This is a genomic window from Allobacillus salarius, assembly GCF_007559425.1.
In the GTDB taxonomy this organism is placed as follows: Bacteria; Bacillota; Bacilli; order Bacillales; family Alkalibacillaceae; genus Allobacillus; species Allobacillus salarius.
The window spans coordinates 1-19,146 of the sequence record NZ_VMHE01000009.1 but is presented as its reverse complement, the minus strand read 5'-3'; the positions used below and the strand labels follow the sequence as shown (position 1 = coordinate 19,146).

21 protein-coding genes and 1 tRNA gene are annotated in these 19,146 nt (G+C 38.3%); 11 read left to right on the top strand and 11 right to left on the bottom strand.

Features of this window, described 5'->3' with window-relative positions; all coding sequences use genetic code 11:
- Window positions 1–218: 218 nt before the first annotated feature.
- Together FPQ13_RS13440 and ligD are read right to left on the bottom strand one after the other, a co-directional pair.
- Window positions 219–395 (bottom strand): hypothetical protein, encoded by a 177-nt coding sequence (locus tag FPQ13_RS13440; protein ID WP_186279584.1) that lies wholly within the window; start codon window positions 393–395, stop codon window positions 219–221.
- 52 nt (window positions 396–447) lie between these two features.
- Window positions 448–2,178, bottom strand: a complete 1,731-nt coding sequence (ligD, locus tag FPQ13_RS06645; RefSeq protein ID WP_186279583.1) for a DNA ligase D — start codon at window positions 2,176–2,178, stop codon at window positions 448–450.
- 150 nt (window positions 2,179–2,328) lie between these two features.
- Here ligD and ku point away from each other — a divergent pair, with 150 nt between their 5' ends.
- Entirely contained in the window at window positions 2,329–3,222 is an 894-nt protein-coding gene (ku, locus tag FPQ13_RS06640) for a non-homologous end joining protein Ku (protein ID WP_144088552.1), read from the top strand.
- An 843-nt stretch (window positions 3,223–4,065) separates the two neighbouring features.
- Here ku and FPQ13_RS06635 read toward each other — a convergent pair.
- Together FPQ13_RS06635 and FPQ13_RS06630 are read right to left on the bottom strand one after the other, a co-directional pair.
- The gene (locus tag FPQ13_RS06635) at window positions 4,066–4,326 is read right to left on the bottom strand and encodes a hypothetical protein (RefSeq protein WP_144088551.1); all 261 of its coding nucleotides are present in this window, start codon (window positions 4,324–4,326) and stop codon (window positions 4,066–4,068) included.
- 472 nt (window positions 4,327–4,798) lie between these two features.
- Window positions 4,799–5,785 carry an ABC transporter substrate-binding protein gene (locus tag FPQ13_RS06630; RefSeq protein ID WP_144088550.1) on the bottom strand — a complete coding sequence of 329 codons (987 nt, stop codon included), beginning with the start codon at window positions 5,783–5,785 and terminating at the stop codon, window positions 4,799–4,801.
- A gap of 229 nt (window positions 5,786–6,014) precedes the next feature.
- On the opposite strand from FPQ13_RS06630, the gene FPQ13_RS06625 reads away from it, so the two are divergent.
- The 6 genes from FPQ13_RS06625 to FPQ13_RS06600 all read left to right on the top strand — a co-directional run bounded on the left by FPQ13_RS06625 (window position 6,015) and on the right by FPQ13_RS06600 (window position 11,370).
- Window positions 6,015–7,016, top strand: a complete 1,002-nt coding sequence (locus FPQ13_RS06625; RefSeq protein ID WP_144088626.1) for a FecCD family ABC transporter permease — start codon at window positions 6,015–6,017, stop codon at window positions 7,014–7,016.
- Window positions 7,013–8,065 (top strand): FecCD family ABC transporter permease, encoded by a 1,053-nt coding sequence (locus FPQ13_RS06620; protein ID WP_144088549.1) that lies wholly within the window; start codon window positions 7,013–7,015, stop codon window positions 8,063–8,065. Before FPQ13_RS06625 ends, FPQ13_RS06620 begins: the two co-directional genes overlap by 4 nt.
- A gap of 36 nt (window positions 8,066–8,101) precedes the next feature.
- Entirely contained in the window at window positions 8,102–8,926 is an 825-nt protein-coding gene (locus tag FPQ13_RS06615) for an ABC transporter ATP-binding protein (RefSeq protein ID WP_144088548.1), read from the top strand.
- Window positions 8,904–9,713, top strand: coding sequence for a hypothetical protein (locus tag FPQ13_RS06610; RefSeq protein ID WP_186279582.1), 810 nt, complete (start codon window positions 8,904–8,906; stop codon window positions 9,711–9,713). The genes FPQ13_RS06615 and FPQ13_RS06610 overlap by 23 nt, the downstream gene beginning before the upstream one ends.
- Before the next feature lie 171 nt (window positions 9,714–9,884).
- Window positions 9,885–10,688, top strand: coding sequence for a (2Fe-2S)-binding protein (locus FPQ13_RS06605; RefSeq protein WP_144088546.1), 804 nt, complete (start codon window positions 9,885–9,887; stop codon window positions 10,686–10,688).
- Window positions 10,689–10,749: 61 nt separating this feature from the next.
- Window positions 10,750–11,370, top strand: coding sequence for a flavodoxin family protein (locus tag FPQ13_RS06600; RefSeq protein WP_144088545.1), 621 nt, complete (start codon window positions 10,750–10,752; stop codon window positions 11,368–11,370).
- A gap of 294 nt (window positions 11,371–11,664) precedes the next feature.
- Here FPQ13_RS06600 and FPQ13_RS06595 read toward each other — a convergent pair whose 3' ends face one another.
- From FPQ13_RS06595 to FPQ13_RS06585, 3 genes are all read right to left on the bottom strand, one after another.
- Window positions 11,665–12,489 carry an alpha/beta fold hydrolase gene (locus tag FPQ13_RS06595; protein WP_144088544.1) on the bottom strand — a complete coding sequence of 275 codons (825 nt, stop codon included), beginning with the start codon at window positions 12,487–12,489 and terminating at the stop codon, window positions 11,665–11,667.
- Window positions 12,490–12,591: 102 nt separating this feature from the next.
- Window positions 12,592–12,972 carry a carbonic anhydrase gene (locus tag FPQ13_RS06590; protein ID WP_246065402.1) on the bottom strand — a complete coding sequence of 127 codons (381 nt, stop codon included), beginning with the start codon at window positions 12,970–12,972 and terminating at the stop codon, window positions 12,592–12,594.
- Window positions 12,973–13,074: 102 nt separating this feature from the next.
- Window positions 13,075–13,269, bottom strand: coding sequence for a hypothetical protein (locus FPQ13_RS06585; RefSeq protein ID WP_144088543.1), 195 nt, complete (start codon window positions 13,267–13,269; stop codon window positions 13,075–13,077).
- An 83-nt stretch (window positions 13,270–13,352) separates the two neighbouring features.
- Here FPQ13_RS06585 and FPQ13_RS06580 point away from each other — a divergent pair.
- Both FPQ13_RS06580 and FPQ13_RS06575 read left to right on the top strand, forming a co-directional pair.
- Window positions 13,353–13,425: transfer RNA gene (locus FPQ13_RS06580), tRNA-Val, on the top strand.
- A gap of 372 nt (window positions 13,426–13,797) precedes the next feature.
- Window positions 13,798–15,090, top strand: coding sequence for a methyl-accepting chemotaxis protein (locus FPQ13_RS06575; protein ID WP_144088542.1), 1,293 nt, complete (start codon window positions 13,798–13,800; stop codon window positions 15,088–15,090).
- A gap of 90 nt (window positions 15,091–15,180) precedes the next feature.
- Here FPQ13_RS06575 and FPQ13_RS06570 read toward each other — a convergent pair whose 3' ends face one another.
- From FPQ13_RS06570 to FPQ13_RS06560, 3 genes are all read right to left on the bottom strand, one after another.
- Entirely contained in the window at window positions 15,181–16,020 is an 840-nt protein-coding gene (locus FPQ13_RS06570; RefSeq protein WP_144088541.1) for a CAP domain-containing protein, read from the bottom strand.
- 415 nt (window positions 16,021–16,435) lie between these two features.
- Window positions 16,436–16,921: a DUF1189 family protein gene (locus FPQ13_RS06565; RefSeq protein ID WP_144088540.1), complete on the bottom strand. Its 486-nt coding sequence runs from the start codon at window positions 16,919–16,921 to the stop codon at window positions 16,436–16,438.
- Between the two features lie 20 nt (window positions 16,922–16,941).
- Window positions 16,942–17,181, bottom strand: a complete 240-nt coding sequence (locus FPQ13_RS06560; protein ID WP_144088539.1) for a DUF362 domain-containing protein — start codon at window positions 17,179–17,181, stop codon at window positions 16,942–16,944.
- A gap of 157 nt (window positions 17,182–17,338) precedes the next feature.
- Between FPQ13_RS06560 and FPQ13_RS06555 the strand changes: the two genes are divergently transcribed.
- A complete protein-coding gene (locus FPQ13_RS06555) occupies window positions 17,339–17,893 on the top strand; it encodes a DUF488 domain-containing protein (protein ID WP_144088538.1) in 555 nt (184 codons plus the stop codon).
- Window positions 17,894–17,938: 45 nt separating this feature from the next.
- Here the strand turns inward: FPQ13_RS06555 and FPQ13_RS06550 are convergent, their stop codons facing one another.
- Window positions 17,939–18,358, bottom strand: coding sequence for a CBS domain-containing protein (locus tag FPQ13_RS06550; protein ID WP_186279581.1), 420 nt, complete (start codon window positions 18,356–18,358; stop codon window positions 17,939–17,941).
- 237 nt (window positions 18,359–18,595) lie between these two features.
- Here FPQ13_RS06550 and FPQ13_RS06545 point away from each other — a divergent pair, with 237 nt between their 5' ends.
- Complete coding sequence (locus FPQ13_RS06545; protein ID WP_144088536.1) at window positions 18,596–19,024, top strand: FixH family protein; 429 nt, start codon at window positions 18,596–18,598, stop codon at window positions 19,022–19,024.
- The last annotated feature ends 122 nt before the right edge of the window (window positions 19,025–19,146 follow it).

Genomic DNA, 19,146 nt, shown 5'->3' with positions numbered 1-19,146 from the left:
GTCCTCTTCTGAGACAAGGTCATATCGCTTAATAGCGATCATATGTACCCTGCTCGTGTGTTTGCCTAATTAGGCTGATATGTTCCCATGAGAAAAATATAAAGGCATGAATTTCAAAAATAGGAACCTGCTGAACAGAAATATGAGACCCATTCAAACATATATGAGCCAAATCTAAAAAATCACCACCGGAAATTTCTCAACCGGTGATGATTGCATTAGACTTTTTCATATCCATAAGTGATTAGATCTTCTTCAAATGTCTCGTTCACGACATAAAAGGTATCTTCATGTTTCACGACGATTTGTTCCTCTGTACAAAACTGTCTTGCTTGCGCTAAGTCCTGAAAAGGTGCGGCTTCAATATCGAGGTCATTAATTTGGATGTAAGGCATTGTTTATCACTCCTCATAAACAACAAATACCCTTCCCAGTGAAAAGTATTCCTCACTGTTGACCATATTGAAAAGGGCATCCTTTTTTACGCAGCCGCTCAGCTACGTTAAAAACCGTGTAATCATTCGGATCTAAATCTTCATTCACTTCCTCCCAAAATAATGGAGTGGCTACCGTTGCATTTCCTTGTCCACGAGGGGAGTAAGGAGCGATGATTGTTTTTCCTTCAGCATGTTGTAAGAAATCAATATAAACGCGTTCGCCTCTATTTTTTTTCATTCGTTCAATCGTAAATAAATCGGGATATTTTTGTACAAGTACTTTAGCTACTGTTTCCATGAACTCTCTCGTTTCGTCATACGTCCATGCTCCGTCCGTTGGAATATGGATTTGTAATCCTTTTCGTCCAGAAGTCTTAGCGATGGAGACCAACTCTTTATAATCGCATAATTCTTTGATCAGTTGGGCGGCTTTTACGGCAACTGGGAACTTGCTTTGATTTGGTGGGTCGATGTCAAATACCATTTCCCTCGGATTTTTTTCATCTAACCGATTGAAAGGGACATGAAACTCCAATGCCGCATGATTGCCTAACCAGATCAGACTCTTTAAATCATTGCAGACAAGATGTTCATTTCCTTGGAAATATCCAGGCGCGTATTCTGGGACATGTTTTTGGTAAAACGACTCTTCATAAATTCCGTCTGGAAAGCGAATGACCGTTAATTTTTTATTGTACAAATGGGGGAGCATCAATGGTGCAACTTTTCGTAAATGGATCAATAAATCCACTTTCCTTGCTTTGGAAAACAGTTGTTTATCCAAATTTGAGTAGTCAATGTCTTCCGGAAGTTGGGCGAGTTGTTCTTGAACGCGGTCCCACGTACACTCTTTTGGAACTAAATCAAATCGAAACTGATTAAATAACGGTTCGCGAATTTCTCCATTGCGTGCATTCAAACAGTTTACTTCAATGCAAACGCCTTCAGGGATTTGCCAAGTGGATTGGTTCAGTTTTTGTCCATTTTCTCGGATGAATTGATTCAACGTCTGTCGGTCGTCGTCTGGAAAACCGTTTTTTACCTTACCGAGTGGAACAAGTTCTTGCTTGTCATAAACGCTAAGGTCGTAATAATCGTTCGCTTGATTCCATCCCGTAACGATGCCTTGAACCTGCCGCCAGTTTTTGATTTTTAACCATTGTTTTGAGCGTGTATTTTCTTGATAGGTTGAATCAACTTTCTTGGCTAAAATGCCTTCAGCTTGATGCAAAAATACATCTTCTTCGATGCTGGTTAAATCTTTGTATTGGGTTACCAGATTTAACCTTTTGGTCGGGTTCTTTTTGAATAGCTTCTCTAGCTGATTGCGCCTGTCTTGGTACGTTTTTTTCTTTAATGATTTTCCGGTATGTTTCAGTAAATCAAACACATAAAGCTTGGCAGGCCGTTCCGCCGCTTTTTTTGCTATGGCCTCCGTTGATTTCATTCGACCTCGCGTTTGCAACTCAGAAAAATTGGTACGCAAATTCGTGACGGGAATCACTAATTCGCAATCGAGCAATAAAGGAAGGTCATTTTCGAAGGCGTCTTGGTTTTCTTCACAGGCTTTGATGATTTCAGGAAATTGATCATTTAATTCTTTTCCATTTCTGGACCATAAGGTAACTCTACTTGCTTTCCATTCCAAACCACAGCGAAAACCGTCGTATTTCACTTCATAGCGCCACTGGTCGCCAATTGGCGCATCCTCGCTGTATGTGGTTAGCATTGGTTTCCACATGACCATCACCATCCTTATGTACACAAGCCTCGTAGTTATTGATACCACAGAAATGAACTCTTTACACCATTATCCAATGAATAAATTCGTATGAATTCGGGAATATAAAGAGGACCAATACTTTGATTTCGACTAGGAGGGAAGCCCCTTATGCATACGATGTGGAAAGGATCCATTAGCTTTGGCCTTGTGAATATACCCGTAAAGTTGCATTCTGCGACAGAAAATAAAGATATCAAATTACGCCAACTTCATAAAGAATGTAAGACTCCGATCCGTTATAAAAAAACATGCCCAGAATGTGGACGCGATGATGTTGAAAACGATGAAATTGTTAAAGGGTTTGAATATGCCAAAGGGAAGTACGTCATTTTGACCGATGAAGAATTAGAAGAGTTAAAAGAGGAAAATGATGATAAATCGGTTGAGATTTTGGACTTTGTTCAATTGGAAGAAATTGACCCGATTTATTTTGATCGAAGCTATTATCTTTCTCCGAACTCAGGAGGAGCAAAAGCGTATTCGTTATTAAGAAAAGCTTTGGAAGACACAGGGAAAATAGGAGTGGCTAAAATCACGATTCGTTCAAAAGAACACCTTGCTGTCGTTCGTGTTTACGAAAATACATTAATCATGGAAACGATTCATTATCCGGATGAAGTGAGAAATGTCGGAGAAGTACCGAATGTACCTGAGCAAGAGGATGTCGGTAAAAAAGAACTCGATACGGCAAAATTGCTTATCGACCAACTAACAGCGGAATTCGATCCAACACAATATAAAGATGAGTACCGTGAAAATTTAGAGGACTTAATCGAACAGAAAAAAGACGGGGAAGAAGTCACCATTCCAAAAGAACCGAAAAAGCAGGATAATGTCACTGATCTGATGGATGCTTTAGAAAAATCCTTGCAAAAAAACAAGAAAAAATCGACCGGAATAAAGAAAAAGTCGACACAAAAGAAATCGACGGCAAAGAAATCATCCGAAAAAAGCACATCCAAGAAAAAATCCTCCGAGAAAAAAGAGAAGAAGACGGGTTAGTTAAATATAATGAAGAAAATGTCCGTGAGTGGTCACTCACGGGCATTTTTCTTTGTGGGAAGGCTTGAAAAGGGGCGCATATATTTTCGATTTGGGCTCATAAAATACGATGAAGGGAGCATAAACAAGAGACAAGGTAGCATAAGTCGCGATCGGGGGAGCATATCTCAGGTATTCGGCTCATATATCCGAAATTAGGGCGCATATACAAATGGAATGAAAAAGTATCGACTGTTTCTTCATTGAAAAGTTAGCAGGGTACATATATTTTAGCTTTGAGCTCATAAAATTCGATGAAGGGAGCACAAACAATAAAGAAGGTAGCATAAGTTGCGATCGGGGGAGCATATCTCAGGTATTCGGCTCATATATCCGAAATTAGGTCTCATATACAAATGGAATGAAAAAGTATCGACTGTTTCTTCATTGAAAAGTTAGCAGGGTACATATATTTTCGACTCGGTCCCATAAAATACGATGAAGGGAGCATAAACAAGAGAGAAGGTAGCATAAGTCGCGGTCGAGGGAGCATATCCCAGGTATTTGGCTCATATATCCGAAATTAGGTCGCATATACAAATGGAATAAGAAAAAGTACCGGTAAATGAACATAAGTAGTTCCGATACTGTGGAGAAAATGCGAAAAAACATTCTGATTATCACACTAAAAATTACTATAATTAACATCAAAATAACAGTATAAATATCAACCAAAAACGCTTGAACATTTTAATGTCCAAGCGTTTGCTCTTTTATACTGTCTTGTATTACTAATTCACACTTTAATTTAAGTACATCATTTCACATTTTATTCCACAAACGCGCCCTGTTGGTGAAATCCCATTATTCCTTTTCGCTATTTTCAAACGAACGATTTTTATAAAAATTGACGATAACCACGACAAACGAAATTATTGTCATTAAACCAAATGAATTTATAAAGGCATCTAAAAAATCCTTATTCTCAATAGTCATTCTTACAACAAATAATCCAAGAGAACTAATAAATAATACTATAATTATTTTACTTAAGGAAACATTGAACAAACTCAATGCCAGCAGAACTATTACTAAAATTATGCCGATTATATTTATTACACTCATCCTGTTCCCCTTTCTCAACAAAATGGCCCGTTTGTTGAAATATCAGTTAATCATAGCTCTTGCACTAAATTACCAGTTAGTTTAAGTACAATTTATCATAATTTCTATTTTTAATATTAACATAAAATTTCCATTTACCTTTAAAACAATTCGTTCACTTAGGTTGCCAGCTATCTTTTGAACACTAAAACTGCCTTTTGTTCATTCTAAGTTTACACACCAAATAACACTCCAATTAGAACCCTAATTAGCATACTAAAGATTCAATTGACAACAGCTATTGTCAGTTAGCTATTTAGTATGCTATTTTCAATGCGATTTCATATGATAATTTAACATAAGCATTGATATAACAGCATTTTAAAGAGACCGAATCGCTATGCGATTTGGTCTCCCATATGGTATGTTATTTAAACTTTTCTCCACCGAAACGGAACTACTTATAAATGAACACCGGTACTTTTCTTATGCATTATTCTCCTTCATTCAATAACTTTTCTCTTAAGTCATCGAGCATAATGTTGGCTGCAATGACGCCACCAGCCGTATTCCAGATTGTATCACTGACTTCGTAGGCTTTTCCTTCTTGAACTGCTTCAAGGTTTTGCCATAATGGATCTTCTGTCCACTCACTTTGGACTTGCTGACCATCTTCAGCTTTTTGGTAGGTGAAGTAAAAGATGACGTCACCATCCATTTCATTGATTCGTTCTTTTGTAACACCTTTTGCTGCAAATTCATCTTTCTTTTGGGATTCTGGACGATCTAATCCAATCTCCTCCAAGATAATTCCTGAGAATGAATCTTTATAATAAATACGCACATCTTGTGGCATGAAGCGTACCATTGATACTTTTGTATCTAGTTTACCTGCGTCTTCCAAATCTGCAGAAAGTTCTTCAACCTTGCTTTGGTAATCATCAAGTACTTGTTGGCCTTCGTCTTGCATCCCGACAGCTTCGGCAATCAATTCAAAGTTTACTTTCCAATCGCCTCGCAATGTTTCTTCCATGACCGTTGGTGCAATAGCGTTAAGGGCTTCATAATGTTCTTCTTGACGCATTTTGTTTGCTAAGATCAAGTCAGGCTCAAGAGCAGCAATTGCTTCTAAATTAATGTCGCTTTCCGTACCGACGACTTCAACACCTTGCATATCGTCGCTAATATGTTCATACCAAGGATCGCCAACCCACGATTGGACGGCGCCAGTTGGTGTGATGCCTAAAGAGAGTAAAGCTTCTGTTCCGTGATTTGTCAATACGACGATTTTCTCCGGATTTTCTTCGATGGTTGCTGTGCCCATCGCATGCTCTACTTCATAAGTATTGCTTGATTCGCTTTCAGTCTGGTTGTCACCGTTCTCATTGCTACCACTTTCTTCTGACGAATCATCTCCGCCACAAGCAGCTAAGAATAATACGAGTAAACCAGTAATTAAATAAAATATGCTTTTTTTCATTTTCTGTTCCTCCATTCACCTTGGTGAGAATGATTATCATTTACAATAACAATCGTAATCATTTATAATAAGAGTGTCAACAAAATTATTAAATTTTATTTATCTTTTTTTGTAAAAGCTAATTGATAAGCGTTTTCTGTTTTGACACGCTAGGCACGTTCATCTAGACTGGTGAAAGCTAGTGCTTTTTGCCCGTACTTACGGAGTTTCAGTGTGGAAAGGTAACTTCATTATGATAGAAAAAAATAAAGGGAAATGGATTGGACTAGGAATTGGTTCAATTATTGTACTATTTTTTATGTGGGGAAGTGTCATCTGGGGTTTGACAAAGATTGATACGCAAATGGTCATCGATTCTTTTCTTCGTTTTGATGGATCGAATGAGCATATTATCATTCAAGATACCCGAATCCCGCGTTCGCTCATTGCTGCAGCAGTCGGAGCAAGCTTAGCGATGGCTGGAGCCATTATGCAGGGGATCACGAATAACCCATTAGCTTCACCAAGTATCTTTGGTGTGAATGCTGGGGCCAGCTTCTTCGTTGTCCTTGGAATTACCGCTTTCGGAATGACATCACTCATGTCATTTACATGGTTGGCCTTTTTAGGAGCAACATTAGCGGTCATCATTGTTTATTCATTGGGCACATTAGGAAAAGATGGCTTGACACCGATTAAAATGACATTGGCTGGTGCAGCCATTGCGGCATTATTTTCATCTTTGACACAAGGGATGCTTACATTAAATGAGCAATCATTAGATCAGGCGTTATTTTGGCTTGCAGGTTCTGTGCAAGGAAGGGATTTGAACATATTAACTGCAGTTTTTCCATATATACTAACTGGCTTGGTTGCATCCTTACTGATTGGTAAGCAAATTAATGTCCTTGCGATGGGTGAAGATTTGGCTAAGGGTTTAGGACAAAAAACATGGTTAATCAAAGTGTTGGCCGCATTGACAATTGTTCTGTTAGCAGGGGGAGCTGTTGCAGTTGCAGGACCAATCGGTTTTATTGGAATCGTCATTCCACATGTCGCAAGATGGATGGTTGGCATTGATTATCGATGGGTTATTCCCTATAGTGGTATGTTAGGTGCAGTACTATTATTGATCGCCGATATTGGAGCACGGTATATCATTATGCCAGCAGAAGTTCCGGTAGGTGTCATGACTGCAGTCATCGGGGTTCCCTTCTTTATTTACATTGCAAGAAGGGGGATTAACGAATGAAGAGATATGTGCCTTTTCGAATTGGAAATATTTCATTTTTAATGAATTATCGGTCCATCGCTTATGTGGTTGGTTTGGTTCTTTTAACAATCGTATTGATTATTTTAAGCTTAGGCATTGGACAGTTAAACGTTTCACCAATAGAAGTAGTTAGAGCTCTATTTGACTCTAGTACAGATATGAATAACCTCGTCGTGCAATCGTTTCGTATGCCTCGTGTGTTAATGGCCTTATTTGCAGGGGCTGGATTAGCCGTATCAGGAGCGATATTACAAGGAATGATCCGTAATCCATTGGCCTCTCCGGATATTATCGGAATTACGGGAGGAGCGGCGTTCGCGACAGTCGGATTTTTAGCCTTTTTCAGTGACCGAAGCAATACACTGACGGTCAGTATTCAATGGTTACCGCTTGCTTCATTTATAGGAGCCATTGTTACGGGTTTTCTCGTTTATTTCCTTGCTTGGAAAAACGGCGGAATCAAACCGATGCGGTTAGTTTTGATTGGTATAGGTGTTTCAGCAGCAGTACAAGCCTTTACAACGATGATTATGATTTTAGGACCGATCTTTACAGCTTCACGAGCAAATATATGGATTACCGGAAGTGTCAATGGAGCTAATTGGAGTGAAGTTTGGACAATTATCCCGTGGTTCTTTCTTTTGATGGCTATTTTATTTGTTTATGTAAGGCGATTAAACGTTCAGGAGTTAGGTGAGGATCTTGCAGCGAATGCAGGTAGTTTAATTCAACGGGATCGTTTCATGTTGATTACGCTTAGTACCTCGTTAGCAGGTATTGCAGTCGCATTTGCAGGAGGCATCGGGTTTGTTGGCCTGATGGCACCGCATATCGCTAGACGGTTAGTAGGTTCTTCCTTTGGCTCATTAATACCAGTATCTGCTTTAGTCGGTGGATGTATTGTCATCACAGCGGACTTGATTGCACGGACAGCTTTTGCACCACTTGAAGTTCCGGTAGGTGTGCTTACATCTGCTATAGGTGCTCCGTATTTTATTTATTTGTTATATAAGAGTAGAAATCAATAAAGGTTCAGAATGATTGACCTGAAAGGAGTATTTGGAATGGATGCCATTCGTACGAACGCATTGACACTAGGCTATGGAGAAGAGGACATCATTGAAGAGCTTGATTTGGTGATTCCAAAAGGGAAAATTACTGTATTCATCGGAGGAAATGGCTCAGGAAAATCGACATTGCTTCGTTCGCTGGCACGCTTGCTGAAGCCGAAAGAAGGCTCGGTTGTCTTAGATGGAGCTGACATCGCTCGGACGCCAACGAAGAAAATTGCCCAGAAGCTATCAATTTTACCTCAATCACCTGTCGCTCCGGAAGGTTTGACTGTTCTTGAACTTGTTAAACAGGGGAGATATCCGTATCAGAGTTGGTTGAACCAATGGTCTGAGAAAGATGAAAAAGCGGTGCAACGGGCAATGGAAGTGACCGGAGTAAAAGATTTATCCGAAAGAAAAGTAGATTCACTTTCCGGCGGTCAACGTCAACGGGCTTGGATTGCAATGAACTTGGCGCAAGATACAGATATTATTTTACTCGATGAACCGACGACTTATTTAGATTTGACTCACCAAATCGATATTTTGGATTTATTAAGTGATTTGAATGAAGAAGAAAACCGGACAATTGTCATGGTATTGCATGATATTAATCTCGCTTGTCGTTATGCGGACCATATTGTAGCGATCAGTAATAAAACGATTTATCATCAAGGCGACCCAGACACGATTGTCACACCAGAGTTAGTGGCGAATGTTTTTGGTCTTCGCTGTCAAATCATGAATGACCCACATAGTGGAACACCAATGTGTATCCCATTCAGTAGGGGAAGACGGAAAAAGGATGCTAGCCATGCCAGAAAAATGGACGCTTGAAAGTCGAGAGCTATTTGAAAACCAATTTCGGGTTCTATTTGATTTGAAGGAAACTGATTCTGCGGTTTCATTTCAACAGTTGCTTGATGAAGAGTTTTTATCATCCTATTTGCCGGACTTGAAAGAACAGTTTCAAACGAATCAGCTATTGGCTTTAGGCTCACAGTTTATTAAGCGGCTTGGATTCATTTTAACTGTTCCGGCTTTATTCTTATTGGCGACTTCTCAAAAGAAACTTAATGTACAATTGAAATATCTATATTTAGTTTCGAGAATTAAAGAAGACCTATGGATGCCACATTTGTATCAAAAAAGTTGGGATGCACCAACTGTTGAGCATAAGGCAGATCGTGAATCTTATTTGAATCAAGTAATTCAAGAAATCGCTAAGATTATTTCAGCTGTCCATCGAGTAGCAAAAGTACCCAGACCGTTATTATGGGAAAATGTCGCAGTTTATATTTACTGGTTATATGAGACACGGTTACAAGATGAAAATCTTACGTTGCTCGAGCAAAAAGAAGCATGGAATGATTTTGCTTACTTGTTACAGCTTGATCCACAATGCTTTGATGAACGGTTTAATCCACTGCATCGTTTTTATACAAATAAAATTGATGTAAAAGGTAATGATCAGCCGATTCGTGTTAGACGAACATGTTGTTTTTATTATGAAACAAACACTAAGCAAAAATATTGCCAAGGGTGTCCAAAGACAGACGTTAATAAGGCTGCCTGTATGGTGACGAAAAGACAAGTTTTGCCTATAGAAGCGATTAAACAATGATATAGAGGGAGTCACGCCACAGTAAATATACTGTGGTATTTTTTTGGTGTTTTTAAGCAATTATATACTTTCGTTGAGAATGATTATCATTTCAGCTATAATGAATAGTAGATGCAGTTGTAAAGAATGTTTGAGTGCTTTGAATAGGTTAATTCGAAAAGGATGATTGATATGGAAATGACGCTAACTAGAAATGAAAAAGATCAGCTACAACAAACATTCCGAATACTATTTCAAAACAACTTAACTGATCAACCTATGGCAATTCAATCATTATTAGATGAAAACATTTTATATGATTATTTAAAGCAAACGGATGAAATATTACAAACAGATCAGTTATTGGTTGTAGGGTCGCAACTTATAAAGCGTTTAACAAACACTTTGCTCGTTCCCGCACTATATACGCTTGCCGTTTTTAATAAAAAGATGGATCTAAGTACCGGCAATCGATTTATCATTTCAGCGATGAAAAAACAAAAATGGATGCCGTATATGTATAGCGAATCAGATGAAGTAACAACAGTGACTAATCGAGCAGACCGTAACGCATATTTGGAAGAAAGCATTCGTGAAATATCCTATTATGTTCAAGCGATCAATAAAGTCGCAAAAGTGCCAACTCCTTTATTATGGGAAAATGCAGCTGTTTATATTTATAAATTGTATGAATCGAAATTGCAAAGTGACGAATTGAATTTATATGAACAAAAGGAAGCATGGAATGACTTTGCTTATCTACTCCAGTTGAAGGGCGATATTTTCCAGACAAGCTTTAATCCATTACAACGGTTTTATACAAATAAAATTGAGGTGGAAGGCAAAGAAGAACCTGTCCGAGTTCGTCGGACATGCTGTTTTAATTATGAAACAAATAGCGGTAAGTATTGTAAAGGTTGTCCGAAATCGGATGTGAATAAAGAAGCGTGCATGCGAACGAAACGTCATGTCATGGCAGTAGAGATGGTTCACTAACCAAATTCGTTTAATCCTCCTATCTGACGGGAAAAGGCTTTATAGATAGGAGGTATTTTTTATGGCTTTAAAATGTGTATTTTTAAACACTTCACTTAAAAAAAGTGGTGAACAATCCAATACGGAAGCTTTGTTTGATGAAGCGAAAAGAGTATATGAAAAAGAAGGCGTAGAGGTAGAAGTGTTACGTTTGGCCGATTACAATGTTCCTGTTGGAATTTCAGATGATTTAGGTGAGGGCGATGAATGGCCTGGAATCCTTCAAAAAATCCTCAATGCAGATATATTTATCCTTGGCTCACCGGTCTGGTTAGGCGAAAAAAGTAGCTTGGCCAAAAAGGCTTTAGAGCGACTGAACGGAAGCAGTGGGCAAACGAATGACAAAGGACAAGAAATATTTTATAACCGTGTAGCAGGGGCAGTCGTTACAGGTAATGAGGACGGCGCTAAGCATGCCTCACACGACATCATTTATGGATTGAGCCATCTAGGATTTACAATCCCACCAAACGCCGATGCCTATTGGGTAGGCGAAGCAGGACCAGGTCCGTCCTATATAAAAGCAGGTACAGACAGCGATTTTACTCAAAATGCAATTACTACAATGGCATATAACACGATCCATTTCGCTCGCATGTTGAATGCAAAACCGATTCCAGCAGAAGGAAATGTGACAAAATAAAATGTAACTATAAAAGCCCTGGACGAAGGAGTTATTCTTCGTTCAGGGCTTTTTGTTGGTGTCGGCATTGGAAGTGTGGCGATGAGAGGGAGAGGGAGTTTGATTGCTGGACACCTGATTTTGCAATGTAGCCGCCCGCCGAGAGCGTGGAGCCGCCCGACAAAGAGCTCCAGCCGCCCGCCGAGAGCGTGGAGCCACCCGACAAAGAGCTCCAGCCGCCCGATTAACGCGGCGAGCCACCCGACGAAGCGATGCAGCCGCCCGATCAGATAACCGAGAGCGATTAAAGAAGTACTATTCAAGTAAAAAATGCTTCATTTCATCGACAATCTCATTCGGACGTTCATCTGTGATCAGATGCCCAGTTTGATTGTATGTTTTTAAGGTTGCATTTGCTAAATCTTCCGCCAGTCGCTTTCCTGTGCGGAGGGGAGTGATTTTATCATTCTTCCCCCAAAGCAACAATGTAGGATGATTAATTAAATTAAGCTGTTCGGTAGATAAATCGCCTTCTCGCTGCCTAATGATACGCACTAATGAACGATAGAAATCTTTTTTTAAAAAAGGCTTTTCATATACGTCAATCATTTCTTGGTTAATCAGCGAGTGATCATATAAAACATTCTGCAAAGTTTTTTCAGCACCTATTCGTTTAAAATAACGCATTAAAAATGATGGGAAGAAAGGAAGATAAGAAGCCGTCACATATTTTTGTGCAGGTTTCATTAAGTAACCAGAGCTATTTAACAACACAAGCTTGTTTACACGGTCAGGAAAATTTTTCGCCGTGTACAATGCAACCTGTCCACCCATTGAATGTCCTGCGATAAAAACTTTATCCATTTGAAAGTAATCCATTAAATCATTGACTAACTGTGAATAGCCTTCAAAGGAGTAATTAAAAGAAGTCGATTTTTCACTCCTGCCGAACCCTGGTAAATCGAACGCTACTATTGAAAAATCTTCAGCTAGTAACGGTATCACTCGGTTAAATGTATATGTAGAGGCAAGAAAACCATGAATTAAGAATAGCGGTGGTCGGTCATTTATCGCGTATTCACAATAGATTTTTGTTTTATTGATTTCAATTGTTTCTTTGGTTAGTTGATCATCTACCATTTGTAATCCTCCAATCCCCATACAAACGAGGTTCCCCAAATGGATCAAAACTATGCAACAAAAAACCGCTCAAGCATTATAATTCACTTGAACGGCATTTAATTAATCTATTACGACTTCGACTTCAAAGTCTGCATTTACAAAAAGTCCGATGATTTCCATTTCATAATCTAAGTTTCTAAATGTTTGTACATTCGTTTTGATCTTATCTTTTTTAGTAGAATCTTCAAGTGAATAGCCTGCACAGTCATGGTGACCAACAATGGCGAGAACTTTAGAGCCATGATTATGATAAGAAATATCTACTTTATCCATAATTCTTTTTCTGTCTTCACCAGATCCATAAAGAAGTGTTTTGTTCGGACCTGCTTCTGTAATCATATCAACATAGGTAGCATTGTATTTTTCTTTCATCCATTGAATGACCGGCTCTTGTACACGACCATCCATACAATTAATTGCTGTTACGAATTGATTTGACATCATAATCACTCCCAAAGACTCTCTTTTCACAATAATTATAGTTTAATCGAAGGGAGTGTGAAATGAAAGTGATATCTAAAAAAATGAAACAATTGAATCAATTCACTCTTTAGCATTCATTTGTTTGATTAAGTATATTGCTCTTCTCAAATAGATAATGACTAGTATAGATATACCAATCAAAAATAATAGCGCTGAAACAATCCAAAATTTAGTTAAATATTGAGGTGCTGCTACGGCAATAGCTGCCAATAATAGGCCGCCAATTGTTAGAAAAGTAAGTATTCTGGCGATCATCATAAAACCTCCAAAAAAAGATTGACAAGTTCAGTATAAAACATTATATTAGTAATTGTCGATAATAACTTTATATCTCAAACGACTCCGTAGCTCAGCTGGGAGAGCGCCACCTTGACAGGGTGGAGGTCGTTGGTTCGAGCCCAATCGGAGTCATAGGGTGCCAAACCCAATGAATCGCAATGTATAGAATTGAATTCATAATTGCGGTAGATAACAAACCTTCTTGGACATAGTCTAAGGAGGTTTTTTATATTAATGAAAAGTAATGAAACCGGCTCAATCTATCATTCAGTTAATATTACTTTAAAATCTTGAAATCCAACCGATATAACCCATAGTAGGAACGTATGATGGACGTATTATTGTCAAATAATTGTCCAAATAACTGTTTAGTAAACTTAGAATGCTCCGATATAATTATAGGACTAAGGTAACAACTCCGATCGAATTATTCTAGCAATGAAGATCGGAATTTATTTATACATAGCTTTTAATCAACCAATTCATTAATCGGGGGGAGAGTACATGAAAAAGAAATACCGGTTTGGACTTCGTAAAAAATTAATGTTTTTTACAACTGCTTTAGCAATTATTACATATTCAATGAGCGCTTTGTTCCTTTACGTAGTCTATGATTACGTTACTCAATATTGGGCAGTTTCCACGGAAATATTTACAACGTTAACCTTATTGGCTGGGGTTATTTGGTCAGGAATCCTGGCTTTCTTTGCTGCTCGATTCATTACAAAGCCACTTGAAAAATTGGAACATGCAGCCTCAGAAGCTGCCGATGGACAACTAAACCAAGAAATTGATATTCATTCGTCAGATGATGAGATTAGAGCATTGGGGCAGGCCTTTGATCAGATGCTGACAAATCTAAGAGATACCGTCACTAATATTGATACACATTTTGACCATACGAATGATACGGTTATTAAGATGAAATCTATTTCACAAGAACTGGCGACTTATTCTAATACGATTCGTTCAGCTACTGATGAAATTGCCAGTGGATCTGAAAGTTCAGCAGAAGCAATCCAACAAACAGTGGAATCGGTTGAGCGGATTACTAATCTTGCAGAAAATGTTCAAGAGAAAGCTTCTACATCAAGAAACAAGTCTCGTTCGATGTTAAATACGCTGCAAAATGGTAAATTGGTCGTTAATCAATTAGTTGACGGCATTCAGCAATTAACGGAGAATCAAGAACTGTCTTTAACGGATGTCAATCGACTAAAAGATAATACGAAGCAAGTAGAAACAATCATTACGATGGTTGGCGATATTGCTGAACAAACGAACTTACTTGCACTGAATGCGTCGATTGAAGCGGCGAGAGCAGGGGAACACGGTAAAGGTTTTGCCGTTGTTGCTGAAGAAATCCGTAAGCTCGCAGATCAAAGTGCTGAAGCTGTTAAAAACATCTCAAAATTAATTGCAGCGATTCAAAAAGATGTTAGTAATGTCGTTGTCCGAATCAATGAAAATGTAGAGACAGCAAGAGTTGAGTCTGAAAATGGTGTTAAAACAAATCGAGCGATTGAAGAAGTTGCCGATTCTGTCGAAGAAGTCGCTACAGAGATTGACGCCATTTCTGAATTAGTTAATGAACAGTTGGAGGCCATCCAATCAACGGCAGCACAATCACAAGAGGTTGCTGCAGTCGCAGAGGAAACATCAGCTGGAACGGAAGAGGTCAATGCCTCGATTCAAGAGCAAGCCAGCACTATTGAAAATGTGAATCATTTTGCAAATGAATTGGAGAACCAAGCTCAGAGCTTAAATAAACAAATTCAACGATTTCGGTTAAAATAGGTATGCTAAAAGTAAATTAATAACCTAGATGCTAATATTCATCAAAAAAATGACCACCAAATCTGTATGATTGGTGGTCATTTTTTACTATTATTTTCCGATAAACTGTTGTGTCCAGTGATTGCCTTGTTCTACATAACCAACGCCGATATGCGTGAAGTTGCCATTTAAAATGTTGGCACGGTGACCTTCACTGTTCATCCAAGCATTGACGACTTGCTGTGGCGTACGCTGTCCTTTAGCGATATTTTCACCAGCTGTACGATAGTCAACACCAAATTGTTTCATCATGTCAAATGGTGAACCGTACGTTGGGCTATTGTGTGAAAAATAATTATTTGTCGCCATATCACGAGACTTTTCACGAGCTACTTTGCTCAATTCTGTATCGATTTTCAATGGTTGCAAACCGTGTTTACTTCTTTCTTCGTTCGTCAATTGAACGACTTGTTGTTCGAACTGATTCAATTCATTAGTTGTTTGTTCAGGTTGCTCTTGTTTTTGCTCCGTAACTTCTTCTTTAGCAGGTGTTTCTTCGACTTGTTGCTCTTTCTCAACCTCTTTCTCAGGTGCTTTCTCTTGCTCTTTTTCTGGAGCTTTTTCAGCTTCTTTCTCTTGCTCTTTTTCTACTTCTTTTTTAGGTTTCTCAGGAGCAGGCTGTTTTTCTGGCTTTGGCTCATTAGCTTTATTGTCAGATGGCTTTTGTTCTTTTTGATCCTGTTTGTTGTTCCATTCAGCTTTATTAAAGAATTTTTTCAACCAATCATTACTTGAGAAGTAGTCTCCCCCGTTGAAAGAATAGAAGACTTTATATGAGAAATTCTGTTGTACTTGTGTCTGATCGGACGCCGCTGCTGATGCAGAAGATGCAAACACTCCTCCAAACAGAATAGTTAAAGCAATCGCTAGAATACTAATTTTTTTCTTCATGTGTGCTTTACACTCCTTTGGGTTGTTTTTTGTTGCAACATCATCATAGCATGCGTTTTTCTGTCATATTTGTGGCACAAATTTCCTGTTTAATAGACAATTCTATGGAAAAATGCATAACCTTTATGTAGCAAGGAGTTGACAAATTGGTGAGATTTTCTTGATTGGTTAATAGAAGTACAACAGGAAACATTTACATAGATTTATATATTGACAGATTTTAAATAGCTTCTTTTGTTACAAAAACAGCCTAAATGTAATGAAAATGTTACTTGATTTCATCGTTGAATTTAAGGAGAAGGGCATCTCATTCAAAGTGGATTAGAAAGGGTGTTGTAGATTTCAGACATAAACAGCCATGTAATTAAACAACAAAAAAGCACCGACCGGAGTCAGTGCTACAATTAAATATATTTTATTCTTTCATCCTTGGAAATACTAAGATCATTTTTGTGATCAAGAAAAAGTAAATGAGAAGAGGCAGTGAATTAATCCAGACCGCCTCAATTTGAAAAATACGAAATATGAGGTAAATGATCATTGGAATTGTTAAGGCGAACGCAGTCATTTTCCACAATTGTTGATAGGCTAGTTTTCTATGTAAAAAGTTTCGTATGATGACGGCGATTCCGGACAAAACCGATAAACCAATGACGACGAATAGAAAAATCGTTGCTGGGTAAAGGATGATCAGCTGAATAAAATACAACTCTCTTGGCATTCCAAAATAGTCCACTTCCTTATATGATGTGAACGCATGGAAAATATCAGGGAGTACTAAAATAAAAGTGAAAATCAACGCATAAACCATTGTATCTCGCATACTAACTCGGTTTAAACGAAATAGTGCTGCTTTATTGGGTAATTGAATACTATTTTTAACATTTGTTAAGAAATTCACGGCTGTTCCTCCGGCAATCTTTAGCTGCGTTTAAAAAATTCTTCTGCTGCTTTCAAGTATTTTTCTTCATCAGGCATCATATCAAAATCTTCCACAATTGCACTAACCGGGCATACAGAGAGACATGCACCACAATTAATACAGATTTCAGGATCGATATAATATTGATCTGGACCTTTTTCAATGCAATCGACAGGACAAACCTCGACACATTCACCCGCCATTTCATCTTGGCAAGGGGCGGTAATTACAAAAGCCATTATCTATTCCTCCAATGTTGACTACTCAAAAATGTTCTTCATTCATTATAATGAAGATTGCTCAATTACAAAAGCTTTCCGTTTCAAATCATTGACGATTAATCTCATTTGGGAAGGGAATTAAGTAAATAAAGAGCTACGGAAAAGGGGTATGTTAATGAATATCTATACAGTCGGTCACTCTGTTCATAGCCAAGAATATTTTCTGAAAATGCTTTCTCACGCGGATATCGATTTTGTCGCAGACGTTAGAGCCTTCCCGGGTAGTCGGAAGTTTCCTCATTTTAAGAAAGAACGAATGGAACAGTGGCTACCAGAATCTACAATTGCTTATCAACATTTTCCTCTTCTCGGTGGGAGACGAACGAAATCAAGAGCTTTTCAGGAAGAATTGAATAATGGATGGAACAATCAATCCTTTCACAACTATGCGGATTATACATTAACTGAAGATTTCTTAGAAGGGATTAATGAACTTCAACGTGCAGCAAAGAAACAAAACGTTGTTTATTTCTGTTCAGAAAGACATCCATCACGTTGTCACCGCTTACTGATTAGTAACTGGCTTCAAGTGAATGGGTGGAAGGTGTTTCATATCATCGACAATTCCAAAAGTGAAATCGAACTTGTTGAGCATGAATTAGGTCGATGGGGAGCGATGCCAATTATCGAAGAAGACGGTTCTGTAGTTTATCCAGAGCTCGATTCATAAATAATGCCCACCTTCTCTGTGAAGGTGGGCATTATCATCTACTATTTATTTTTCTTCTTTTATTGCGCTCTGTACTTCATCAACAATATCTTTCGTTTGAGGATTTCTAGCTAAGTCACCTGTTGTGACAACGCCTTGTAAGTTATCATTTTCAACGATGAATAAGCGTTTTACTTGATGACTCTCCATTTGCTGAACACCTTCATGAACATCTGTGTCAGGTGAAGCACTAATGACCTTGCTAGTCATGATTTCTCTAACTTCCGTGTTTTCAGGATTTTTTCCTTCAGCCAATCCGCGAATGACGATGTCACGGTCGGTTACAACGCCTTTAAGTTTATTACCTTCCAATACAGGAAGATCACCGATATCATTATTTTTCATTTCTTTTGCTGTCTCCGTAAGACTATCTGTTGCATCTGCAGCAATTACAGTATCTGTCATTACTTCTTTAAGCATTGGCATGTTGAAAACCTCCTTAGATGAAATTTTTGTGCCTCTATTCTTACGGGCCTGTCCACCCGCACTAATACTATTTCCTGAAATAAACATGTTAAAACTAGGTCATTTGTACATTGTATGACGATTATTGTTCACTAAAATATTCATAAACCCTTCAAATAATTGCTTAATAGAACGAAGGTAAATATGTTAGATTGAATATAGAACTACCCATCATTAAGATTAATGGAGGAAAAGGAAATGAACATAAAACGTTTAATCGTATTGAGTTTATTGGTTCTTTTATTAGCTGCTTGTTCAAGTAATGATAAAGAAGCGGAGAAAAAACACACTGATCATTCGAATGAATCAGATGAACTAACTGCATTGGAAGTAGAGGTTGATATTCCTGAGCGAGTTGAAGTAGGGGAAACAGTTGAATTGAAAGCAATAGTTACTTATGGCGAAGAGGATGTAACAGATGCAGAAGAAATGAACTTTGAATATTGGAAAAAAGGAGACAAAGATAATAGCGAGACCGTCGAAACGACGAATAATGGAGACGGAAGCTATACGGTTGAGGTAACGTTTGAAGAAGAAGGCGTGTATGAGATGTTTGCGCATACGACTGCAAAGGGCCAACATAATATGCCACAAGCATCAATTACTGTTGGGGATGCCGAAGAGTAAGAACAGATGTAATTTTAAGCAATCTTCACAACAAATGAAGATTGCTTTTTTAGTTTGCCCGGCATGGGTGAATTCTAACGGGTGAAAGTCCCGAGTGTGACCTGGTAGCGGTAAGCACATAG

Coding starts and splice junctions, on each gene's coding strand:
- FPQ13_RS13440 (WP_186279584.1), bottom strand. CDS start 395: ATGCCTTACATCCAAATTAATGACCTCGATATTGAAGCCGCACCTTTT.
- ligD (WP_186279583.1), bottom strand. CDS start 2,178: ATGTGGAAACCAATGCTAACCACATACAGCGAGGATGCGCCAATTGGC.
- ku (WP_144088552.1), top strand. CDS start 2,329: ATGCATACGATGTGGAAAGGATCCATTAGCTTTGGCCTTGTGAATATA.
- FPQ13_RS06635 (WP_144088551.1), bottom strand. CDS start 4,326: ATGAGTGTAATAAATATAATCGGCATAATTTTAGTAATAGTTCTGCTG.
- FPQ13_RS06630 (WP_144088550.1), bottom strand. CDS start 5,785: ATGAAAAAAAGCATATTTTATTTAATTACTGGTTTACTCGTATTATTC.
- FPQ13_RS06620 (WP_144088549.1), top strand. CDS start 7,013: ATGAAGAGATATGTGCCTTTTCGAATTGGAAATATTTCATTTTTAATG.
- FPQ13_RS06615 (WP_144088548.1), top strand. CDS start 8,102: ATGGATGCCATTCGTACGAACGCATTGACACTAGGCTATGGAGAAGAG.
- FPQ13_RS06610 (WP_186279582.1), top strand. CDS start 8,904: ATGCCAGAAAAATGGACGCTTGAAAGTCGAGAGCTATTTGAAAACCAA.
- FPQ13_RS06605 (WP_144088546.1), top strand. CDS start 9,885: ATGGAAATGACGCTAACTAGAAATGAAAAAGATCAGCTACAACAAACA.
- FPQ13_RS06600 (WP_144088545.1), top strand. CDS start 10,750: ATGGCTTTAAAATGTGTATTTTTAAACACTTCACTTAAAAAAAGTGGT.
- FPQ13_RS06595 (WP_144088544.1), bottom strand. CDS start 12,489: ATGGTAGATGATCAACTAACCAAAGAAACAATTGAAATCAATAAAACA.
- FPQ13_RS06590 (WP_246065402.1), bottom strand. CDS start 12,972: ATGTCAAATCAATTCGTAACAGCAATTAATTGTATGGATGGTCGTGTA.
- FPQ13_RS06585 (WP_144088543.1), bottom strand. CDS start 13,269: ATGATCGCCAGAATACTTACTTTTCTAACAATTGGCGGCCTATTATTG.
- FPQ13_RS06575 (WP_144088542.1), top strand. CDS start 13,798: ATGAAAAAGAAATACCGGTTTGGACTTCGTAAAAAATTAATGTTTTTT.
- FPQ13_RS06570 (WP_144088541.1), bottom strand. CDS start 16,020: ATGAAGAAAAAAATTAGTATTCTAGCGATTGCTTTAACTATTCTGTTT.
- FPQ13_RS06560 (WP_144088539.1), bottom strand. CDS start 17,181: ATGGCTTTTGTAATTACCGCCCCTTGCCAAGATGAAATGGCGGGTGAA.
- FPQ13_RS06555 (WP_144088538.1), top strand. CDS start 17,339: ATGAATATCTATACAGTCGGTCACTCTGTTCATAGCCAAGAATATTTT.
- FPQ13_RS06550 (WP_186279581.1), bottom strand. CDS start 18,358: ATGCCAATGCTTAAAGAAGTAATGACAGATACTGTAATTGCTGCAGAT.
- FPQ13_RS06545 (WP_144088536.1), top strand. CDS start 18,596: ATGAACATAAAACGTTTAATCGTATTGAGTTTATTGGTTCTTTTATTA.